This window comes from Paraburkholderia sp. SIMBA_054, assembly GCF_046534875.1.
GTDB lineage: Bacteria > Pseudomonadota > Gammaproteobacteria > Burkholderiales > Burkholderiaceae > Paraburkholderia > Paraburkholderia hospita.
The window spans coordinates 1-245 of the sequence record NZ_JAWRXV010001453.1 but is presented as its reverse complement, the minus strand read 5'-3'; the positions used below and the strand labels follow the sequence as shown (position 1 = coordinate 245).

Below are 245 nucleotides of genomic sequence, written 5' to 3'. Positions count from 1 at the left end.
GGTAGAAGGCGCTGATCGACATCACGAACACCGCACCGGTGACGTAGCCGGCCGATACCGTGTGGACGAACTTGGCCTGCGCCACCGGATTGAACAGCACGGCCATGAAGTCGACCACCTCCATGCGCATCGTGTCCGGGTTGAACACCGCGCCGGTGGGGTTCTGCATCCAGCCGTTGGCGATCAGGATCCACAGCGCCGACAGGTTGGTGCCCAGCGCCATCAGCCAGGTGACCGTCAGGTGC

1 protein-coding gene is annotated in these 245 nt (G+C 64.1%); it reads right to left on the bottom strand.

Annotated features, from left to right (window positions below):
• On the bottom strand, positions 1-245 hold a 245-nt coding region (locus tag SB822_RS59870), incomplete at both ends, for a cytochrome ubiquinol oxidase subunit I (protein ID WP_410859480.1).